The 9,875-nt window shown below is 26.4% G+C and carries 7 protein-coding genes; all 7 read left to right on the top strand.

Translation table 11 applies throughout. From position 1 onward, the window contains the following. The first annotated feature begins 93 nt into the window (after positions 1-93). Complete coding sequence (locus BN7997_RS11125; RefSeq protein ID WP_071120852.1) at positions 94-1,035, top strand: IS982 family transposase; 942 nt, start codon at positions 94-96, stop codon at positions 1,033-1,035. A 301-nt stretch (positions 1,036-1,336) separates the two neighbouring features. Further along, entirely contained in the window at positions 1,337-3,097 is a 1,761-nt protein-coding gene (locus BN7997_RS11120) for an SH3 domain-containing protein (protein WP_071120851.1), read from the top strand. A gap of 1,265 nt (positions 3,098-4,362) precedes the next feature. After that, positions 4,363-4,923 (top strand): helix-turn-helix domain-containing protein, encoded by a 561-nt coding sequence (locus BN7997_RS11115; protein ID WP_071120850.1) that lies wholly within the window; start codon positions 4,363-4,365, stop codon positions 4,921-4,923. A 19-nt stretch (positions 4,924-4,942) separates the two neighbouring features. Beyond that, positions 4,943-6,220: a serine--tRNA ligase gene (gene serS, locus BN7997_RS11110; protein WP_071120849.1), complete on the top strand. Its 1,278-nt coding sequence runs from the start codon at positions 4,943-4,945 to the stop codon at positions 6,218-6,220. Between the two features lie 612 nt (positions 6,221-6,832). Next, a complete protein-coding gene (locus BN7997_RS11105; protein ID WP_071120848.1) occupies positions 6,833-7,597 on the top strand; it encodes a hypothetical protein in 765 nt (254 codons plus the stop codon). A 652-nt stretch (positions 7,598-8,249) separates the two neighbouring features. Continuing rightward, positions 8,250-8,936: a DUF969 domain-containing protein gene (locus BN7997_RS11100; protein ID WP_071120847.1), complete on the top strand. Its 687-nt coding sequence runs from the start codon at positions 8,250-8,252 to the stop codon at positions 8,934-8,936. Beyond that, entirely contained in the window at positions 8,936-9,865 is a 930-nt protein-coding gene (locus BN7997_RS11095) for a DUF979 domain-containing protein (protein WP_071120846.1), read from the top strand. Before BN7997_RS11100 ends, BN7997_RS11095 begins: the two co-directional genes overlap by 1 nt. The last annotated feature ends 10 nt before the right edge of the window (positions 9,866-9,875 follow it).

The raw sequence follows: 9,875 nt of genomic DNA, 5'->3' as shown, positions 1-9,875 counted from the left end.
TTAATCCATTGTGCTAGTTAAATTTTACAATAATAAAACTCCAACAAATATAGTACCCTAAGATTATCACCAATCTAAAGGAGGGTTACTACAGTGTTGGAGCTTAATAATTATTATATCCAGAAAGTAGAAAATTTAACGGATTTATTTACTATAATTTTTACAATAGTTGATGATATATATAATGATATCATACCTATAAGTATTAGAAATATACGCAATATCAAAGATAGTAAACTTTGCGATAGCGAAATAATAACTATAAGTATAGTTGGTGAACTTCTAACCATAGATTCAGAAAAAGCATTTTTCAGCTTATTGAGTAGGGAATATTCAAAACTATTTCCAAAGTTAGGAGATAGAACTAGATTTAATAGGACAAAACGAAATTTACATTCTGTAATTAATGAGATAAGAGAATATATTTCATTGTATATTCAGTCTTATTCGAATAATATAAGAGTTATAGATAGTATGCCGATTCCAGTTTGTGAGTTTGGCAGAGCACATTTTAGTAAGTGCTTTAAAGGCGAAGCCTCTTATGGAGTATGTCCATCAAAAAAGCAAACCTATTTTGGGTTTAAGTTTCACGCACTTACTACAGTAGATGGTTTCTTAACTGATTATGTTATAACGCCTGCAAATATTGATGATAGAAATGCAGTATGGGATTTATGTGCCAAATATAATTCAATTTCTATTATAGGTGATAAAGGTTACATTAACAAAAGGCTAACGCCTGAGTTAAAAACTGAAAAAGATATAAATTTACTATTTTTAAAAAGAGGAAATAGTAAAGATAACTATCCAAAACAAATAAGACAATTGATATTTAAAGTTAGAAGGAGAATAGAAACTAGCTTTTCTCAATTAACAGAACAATTAAACCTAAATAAAGTAAAAAGTAAATCAATGCTTGGATTTATAACAAGAATATCAATAAAAGTATTAGGACATAATATTTCATTTCTAATAAATAAATTGATAGGAAATTATGATTCTATAGCTAAAATAAAAAGTCTAGTATTTGGTTAAATTTTACAAATACTAGACTTAATGGATATTGTTTTTTGTTAAAATCAATTAACTTTATTTGGAAAAAATTTTGAACTAGCACAATAGATTAATTAAAAAAATTAATACTTATTAAAAAAGAGAAGTAATATTTACAATTTTGTAATTACATAATATAATATTATATTGTACAACTACAAAATTCGACATATTACTTCTTTTTTTGTAGATAATATACAAAATTATTATAAAAACATACAACGAAATATTAGTATTTTTGTAATGATAAGAAAAAATATTTAAAGGTGGGATAAGAAATATTATGCATAGAAAGAGAATTAAGTGTTTACTTACACTATCATTATGCGCAACATTAACATCACAAAATGCAATGCTTATAGCTAATGCAGAAGAAGTAAGTAAAATTCTAAAAAATGATTTAAGAAATGAAGAAGTTGTTTATGGGGAAAAAGCAACTATTGAAGAGGTTGAAATTACTGAAGAATTAACTAAGGAAAATATTGAAGCTACTTCATATGACTCTGATATTCAAGTAGATCCAGAGCAAAACAAAACATATAGTATAGATGGAGGTCTTACTAGAAGTGCTAGTTTAGACAATCTTGAAACAGTAACATTAACAAATCCTAATTCAATAGGATGTGGTACTGTAACAACTGATAATTTAAATGTCAGAAGCGGTTCATCTACTTCACATGAAAAAATAGGAGCTTTAAAACTAGGTGATACTGTTGATATTACAGGAAAAAGTAATGGATGGTATAAAATTGATTTCCAAGGAAAAGAAGGATATATACATGCTGCATACTTAGAATTAAAGCCAATTGAAAAAGGTATTGATGTAAGTAAATGGAATGGTGATATTGACTGGAAAAGTGTAAAAAATGCTGGTGCTGATTATGTAATTATAAGAGCGGGATACGGTAGAAATACAGTTGATGAAAAATTCTATCAAAACATAGAAGGAGCTAGAGATGCTGGTCTTAAAATAGGTATATATTGGTTCAGTTATGCTACTAGTGTAGAAAATGCTAAGATAGAAGCTCAAAAATGTCTAGAAGTAATATCAGACTATAAAGAAAGTATTACGTACCCAGTGTTCTTTGACTATGAATATGCAAGTCGTGATTATGCAGAAAAGCAAGGGGTTACAGTAACTAAAGAGTTAGCAACAGAAATGGCTAATACATTCATTAATACAATAAAATCAGCAGGATATGTTACAGGACTATATACTAATAAAGACTTTGGTAATAAATATTTTAGTGAAGATGTTATTAACTCAAATAATCTATGGGTAGCTCAATATGCAAGTAAAAATACTTATGGTAGAGCTTACGATATGTGGCAATATACTGAAAATGGTAGTATTGCAGGAGTAAGTGGAAATGTTGACTTAAATTACACTTGTTTAATACCAGAGGGAGTAAGTATTAATACAGGTGGAAATAATAGCGATAACAACGATAATGTAAATGACGGAAATAGCGGAAATGACAACAACGATAATATAAATGATGGAAATAGCGGAAATGACAACAACGATAATGTAAATGATGGAAATAGCGGAAATGACAACAATGGCAATGTAAATGACGGTAATAGCAATAACGACAATAATAATACTGAAAATAAACCATCAGTACCTACAGAAAAAGGAGTTACAACAGCGAATCTTAATTTAAGAATGGAAGCATCTACATCAAGTAAAATAATAACAACAATACCAAAAGGTAAAACTATAGAGATAGTAGAGAAATTAAACTCAGGTTGGTATAAAGTAAACTATAGTGGTAAAACAGGTTATGTTTCTAGCAAATATGTATCAATGAATGGAAGTAATAATAATACAAATACAAATAAGCCATCAACTACTTCTCAAAAAGGAGTTACAACGGCGAACCTTAATTTAAGAGTACAAGCGTCTACATCAAGTAAAATAATAACAACAATACCAAAAGGAAAAACTATAGAGATAGTAGATAAGTCAAAAACAGGTTGGTATAAAGTAAACTATAGTGGAAAAACAGGTTATGTTTCTAGTAAATACGTAAGATTATAATTAAAAAATAAATTATTTAATAGCTAAAATCAGATTGTAGACAAATAGCCATTTTATTTTGTATAAAATGGCTATTTTCTTTTTTTATGAAAAATTTTATTGATATTATACTAGATATAGAATTAAGTTTTAGCTTATTAGATGTGTATTTATATATCAAATTGAAATATTTATCACTTCATAAAGAGTATTGATAAAATAAAAGAGTATAGATTTTGTCTAGAATCTGAATCCGGTAGAGAAATATTGGAGTTTTATTCGTAATAGTATATAATATTGAGCATAATTTTTCATTATTAAAATACATTTATTGTAAAAATATTTATTTAGTAACTATATTAATCTATTTATCATCGTTTAGTATCCATAATCAAAATACCGTCTTTATAGGTGTTTCAAATCTTAATAATAAAAGTGCTAATACTGGATTTAAGTTAAACTTAAAAGCTACAATATATCCAATAGGAAGCAAAAGAAATAAAAATAGTACATCAATAACTGTATTCTATATTGTACATAGCTATAACAGGATTTTTAATTAACAATACACAAGCAGAAACTATACCTAATTCAAGATAAACATATAATAATTTATTTTTTTAGCTATTACATCTTATTTATTTCTAGAACAAATAGTTTTACCTATGATTACAGACGAAGCATTAGCAACTACAAATATAATATGAAATATAAAATATCATTAAATAAGAAATACTCAAATTTATAACTTTAATGTCTTAAGTAAATATAGTCATTAATTTTTTTGTAGAATTAACAATACTAATGCAAGGATTAAGCATACTATAAAAGAATCTTTAAAACTATAGTAGTTACCTTTTGAATACTTTTTATATTTTGTTTACTCAGTGTTGACTGAATAAAACAAAATCTTCTTAGCAAAATTTGAATATAAGCAAAGTAAATATGAAAATACTTAATTTGCTAAACTAGTAGCAGTTAAAGAACTTAACCAAGTATTCCAAGTATTACAGTACTTATTAAATTTGCACCATAAGAAATTATGTTCTGTAAAGCTATTGTATTGTAATTGTAGAAATAATCTTATAGAAGTTTTTATTTTTGCCAATGTATTTAGATAAATTTGATTCCACAATACTAACTTCTTTTTAATATATTGAATAAAATTTATTATATTAAAAAAGTATAACATTTCTAGTATAAAAATTCAATATAATAAAAAAAATTAAATATATTGAATTTTTGTAGTCTAATGAGTTATACTAAATATGACAGGAGAGAAGAATATGGAAAATTTAAAAATTGGAAAGAAAATAAGTGAATATAGAAGAGTGCACAATTTAACTATAAAGGAATTCTCAGAACTGACTAATTTAAGCTCTGCATTATTAAGTCAATTAGAAAGAGGAATGGGTAATCCTAGTTTAAGTGCATTACAGTCTATAGCCTCTGCACTTAATGTGAGTCTATCCTCCTTATTTGAAGAAGATATTACTAATGAATCGTTAATTCTTAGAAGAGAAGATAGAAAAACTATATATAACCCAGATCAAAAGCATGTATTATATGATGTTTTAACACCTAGCCCAATAAATTCTAGTGTAGAATTATTATTAATGAATTTAAGTGAAAATAGTAATACTTATGGAAATTACTCTACACATATTGAAGAAGAGCTAGCTTTTATTTTAGAGGGTGAAGTTTATATTATATTTAATGATGAAGAAGAGTTTCTATTAAGAGAAGGAGATACAATTAGGATATTGCCTAATAGAGAGCATAAATTTAGAAATAGTACAGATAAGGATGTAAAAGTTCTTTTTATAAAATCAAAGCCAAATTATTAATCATAAGGAGAGTATGAATATGTTAGACATAAAAAGAATAAGAGAAAACTTAGAAGATATAAAAAAAGCAATGAACAGAAGAGGAGAAAAAGAATTTAACCTTGATGAAGTTGTTGAGTTAGATGATAAAAGAAAAGAACTTCTTAAAGAAGTTGAAGTATTAAAAAATAAGATGAATGTAGAATCTAAAAAAATACCTCAACTTATAAAAGAAGGTAAAGATATAACTGAAGATAAAGCAAATCTAAAGAAATTATCAGATGAAATAAAATCTTTAGATGAAAAAATTAAAATAGTTAATGATGAATTAGAGTACAAGCTTTTAAGAATACCTAATGTACCGAATAAAGAAGTTCCTCAAGGGGAAACTGATGAAGATAATGTTGAAGTAAGAACTTGGGGAGAGCCTACAAAGTTTAACTTTAACCCAAAAGCACATTGGGATTTAGGAACTGATTTAGGAATATTAGATTTTGAAACTGCCGCTAAGATAACAGGTTCAAGGTTTACTTTATATAAAGGATTAGGTGCTAGACTTGAAAGAGCATTAATTAACTTTTTCTTAGATACTAATATAGGTGAGCAAGGATATACAGAAGTAATTCCACCATTTATGGCTAATAAAAATAGTTTTTTAGGTACTGGTCAATTACCTAAATTTGCAGAAGATATGTTTAAGATAGAAGGACTAGACTATTATTTAATACCTACTTCTGAAGTTCCTTTAACAAACATTCATGCAAATCAAATATTATCATTTGATGAACTTCCTAAAAATTATACAGCATATACACCTTGCTTTAGATCAGAAGCAGGGTCTGCAGGAAGAGACACTAGAGGTTTAGTAAGACAACATCAATTTAATAAAGTTGAAATGGTTAAAATTGTAGCACCAGAAGAATCTTATAATGAACTAGAAAAACTTACTCATAATGCAGAGTATTTACTTCAATTACTAAAGATACCTTATAGAGTAGTTAAAATATGTACAGGTGATTTAGGATTTACAGCTGCATTTAAATATGATGTTGAGGTTTGGATGCCAAGTTATAATAGATATGTAGAAATATCTTCTTGCTCAAATTGTGAAGACTTCCAAGCTAGAAGAGCAGGAATTAGATTTAAAAGAGACAAAGATTCAAAAACTGAGTATGCACATACATTAAATGGTTCAGGATTAGCTATAGGAAGAAGCTTTGCTGCTATACTTGAAAATTATCAACAAGAAGATGGTTCAGTAATTATACCTGAAGTTTTAAGACCTTATATGGGTATAGATAAAATTGAATGTAAGTAATATATAAAAGCTATGGATTAATCCATAGCTTTTATATATTAGAGGTAAGATAGAAATTGAGATTATTTTTTTATATTTAGTTAATTATTATAAAAAATATATTTGAATATAGATATTAATATATAATTTATCAAAAAAATAATAAATATATTATACAATTCAGAGGTTTTTACGAATTTCGACATTAATAATAGTGTATAATGTAAACGTTATCAGAAATGGTGTGGTTAAAATAAATTAAATCGAAATATGTATTAATAGTAATTTAACTTACAAAATGATAATGTCCAAAACTTTAAAAATATATTATAAAAGTTACAGCACATTAGGTAAGATGAGCTGTAAAATGATCGGATTAATTATAACTATAGGGGAGTGTAGTTATAGTTGTAGGGGAATTTATTGTATCAAGCATAAAAAGTGCTGAGTGTTATGGGGGAAATATTGCTTCGTGAAAACGTAAATATCTAAATAAGCCTATATTATTTAATATAGGCTTATTTAGATATTTTAAATTTATTAATGATTTTGATGCATAATATTGGGGTAAAATATATATAAATTAAAATACTATCCAAAATAAAACTTATTAATAAATCGTAAGGGGATTTTATGAAGTATAAAGTAAGAAGAGGCAGTGTAGGGCGTCCATTAGTAATAAAGAAATTAAAAAGGCCAGAAGGTACAATAACTATAAGATCTAAAAGGATAAGAGATAATAAAATAGCAAAAGAAATTATAAAAATGATAAATGATGGCAAGGGGTATGATCAAATAGCAAAAGATTTAGGATTAACTAAAACAGAAGCATTAATAATAAATCAAAAAAATACTTTAAGGCATGGAAATAGTATTAACAGAACAAATATAAATGATATGATAAGCCTTGGTATTACAAGTAAAGAAATAAGTGAGATATTTAACTGTAAAGAAAGTGATGTTATATCAATTTGGAAAAATATAAATTATAGTAAAAATTTAGATATTGAAAAGGAAATAAATATTGCTATTAAAGTTAGAGATTTGTTAGAAAAACATTTTAACTTTAATGAGATATCACATGAATTAAAATTAAGTAGATATAAACTTTTTAAGATATATAATAAATACTTTGAAAAATACAATGACGAAGTTATTGATTTTGATATTATTGATAAACTCTTTAATCTTAAGTTAAATTATGATGATATTGCGAAGTTTTATAATATTCCTAAACAATATTTAATGGAATTAATTAATATGAATGAAAAAAGTAAGATTGAAAGAGATAAGAGTAAGACTAAAGAACAAAAAGTTACTAAAGATGAAGAAGATATACTAACAAAATCCTATAAGGCTAGTAATATAGACTTTCATGCTCGAAAATATAGTAAATAAAAAATTACCATATTAAATGATTAATATAGTCATTTAATATGGTAATTTTTTATGCATAAAAGTACTTTTATGACATGATGTCTAGGCGAAGCAAATTTTTATTATAGATATAAATAATATCAATAATTTCAGAAACGTAAAAAATGACATTTTGAGCAACGGATATGACCGAAACGGTAGCGAGTGTCATATCGTTGGCGACATGAGCGTAGCGAATTTTTTATATTTAGATTTTATATTATTTAAGAATATTACTTAGGGTTATAAAATATTTCGTATACACCTTTGTTAATATAATTTAAATTTTTATTTATATAAAAGTTTAACCAATACTTAAATTAAAAAAGACAAATTTGAGGAAAAAATTAATAGGAAATTACTGTAAAAACATAAAGAAGTTACTTATATAAATACAGTATTAAAATATAAAGTTAAGTTGATAAAAGTATTGCAATTACTAATAATATTTAGCATTGAAAATTTATATTAAATAAAAAATTATATAAAAATATAATAAAAATTTTATTGATATATCTGATTTTTAAATATTTTCAGAAAATAAAGTCGAAAAATGTTTACTTTTGCAAAGAATAGTTATATAATTAACTAAACTAAGTAAAATAAAAAATTATTAAGAGAGGAATATTACACTATGGAGTTAGTAGGAATATTAGTTATAATCGTTGGATTTGCACTTAAGCTAGATACTATAGCAGTAGTTGTAGCAGCAGGTTTAACAACAGGATTAGTTGCTCATATGAGCATAGGAGATATACTTAACACATTAGGGGAAGCTTTTGTAACAAATAGAACGACTTGTCTATTTATGCTTACAGTTCCAATAATAGGATTATGTGAAAGATATGGATTAAAAGTAAAAGCTATAATGCTTATAAAAAAAGCAAGCAGTTTATCAACAGGAATATTATTAAGTGGATACACATTTATAAGAGAAGCTACAATAGCAATGGGAGTTACACTTGGTGGACACCCACAATTTGTTAGACCTTTAGTAAGTCCAATGGCAGAAGGTGCAGCAGTTGCTAAATATGGAGAATTAGACCAAGAAGATATAGATAAGATAAGAGCTTACTCAGCGGCATCTGATAATATCGGTAACTTCTACGCACAAAATGTATTTATGGCAAATGCAGGTATACTTTTAATAGTTTCTACACTAGATGGATTAGGAATTAAGGTTGATTCACTTGAATTAGCAAAGTATGCAATACCAGTAGCAATAATAGCATTTGTATTATGGGTAGCACAAAATATTATGTTAGACAGAAAATTAAAGAAAAAATATTCAGCTAGAAGTAATGTAGGAGGTGCAAAATAATGGATATGGCACAACTTTCAAATACATTATTACAAATATTCTATATAATGATAGGATTATATATGGGTCTTACAATGGTATTTACCTTAAAGGATAAGAATCATAAAACAAGAATAGGAACAGCACTATTTTGGGGAATACTATCGGCCGTATTTATGTTTGGAGATTATATACCAAGTCAAATAGTTGGAGCACTTGTAATAGTTATAGCAGTACTTTCTGCAACTAAGCAAATAAACATAGGGACATTAAAGCAATTAGATGAAACATTTGCAACTTTAAAAGCAGAAAAATTAGGATTAAAAATATTTATACCTTCTTTATCAATAGCGATAATAGCAATGCTTATAGCATCATTTACAGATTTCTCTGGAACAGTTGCTATAGGTATATCATCAACATTAACTTTAGTATTAACATTTGTAATAACTAAAGCAAAACCAAAAGAATTCTTAGAAGATAGTAATAGAATGTACCAATCAATGGGATCATTTGTTATATTACCTCAATTACTAGCATCATTAGGTGTATTATTTACAGCAGCTGGTGTTGGAGATAAGATATCTGCTATAATATCAGGAGTTATACCAACAGGAAATGTGTTAGTTGGGGTTATAGCTTATTGTGTAGGTATGGCAGTATTTACAGCAATAATGGGTAATGCATTTGCAGCATTCTCTGTTATAACTGTAGGGGTAGGTTTACCATTTGTATTTGCTCAAGGTGGAGATCCAGTAGTTTGTTCAGTACTTGCACTTACTGCAGGATACTGTGGAACATTATTAACTCCAATGGCTGCAAACTTCAATATATTACCAGCAGCACTTCTTGAACTTAAAGATAAGAATGCAGTAATAAAAGCACAAGCACCAATAGCTATAATATTACTTGTAACTCATATATTCTTAATGTATACATTAGGATTTTAATTAAAATTTA

It is taken from the genome of Romboutsia timonensis, assembly GCF_900106845.1.
GTDB lineage: Bacteria > Bacillota > Clostridia > Peptostreptococcales > Peptostreptococcaceae > Romboutsia > Romboutsia timonensis.
Note: the sequence above shows the minus strand (reverse complement) of the source record. Positions and strands in the feature narration are given on the sequence as shown.

Bases quoted from the DNA above. Each gene is read 5' to 3' on its own strand.
- BN7997_RS11120 (WP_071120851.1), top strand. From the start codon at position 1,337: ATGCATAGAAAGAGAATTAAGTGTTTACTTACACTATCATTATGCGCA.
- BN7997_RS11115 (WP_071120850.1), top strand. From the start codon at position 4,363: ATGGAAAATTTAAAAATTGGAAAGAAAATAAGTGAATATAGAAGAGTG.
- serS (WP_071120849.1), top strand. From the start codon at position 4,943: ATGTTAGACATAAAAAGAATAAGAGAAAACTTAGAAGATATAAAAAAA.
- BN7997_RS11105 (WP_071120848.1), top strand. From the start codon at position 6,833: ATGAAGTATAAAGTAAGAAGAGGCAGTGTAGGGCGTCCATTAGTAATA.
- BN7997_RS11100 (WP_071120847.1), top strand. From the start codon at position 8,250: ATGGAGTTAGTAGGAATATTAGTTATAATCGTTGGATTTGCACTTAAG.
- BN7997_RS11095 (WP_071120846.1), top strand. From the start codon at position 8,936: ATGGATATGGCACAACTTTCAAATACATTATTACAAATATTCTATATA.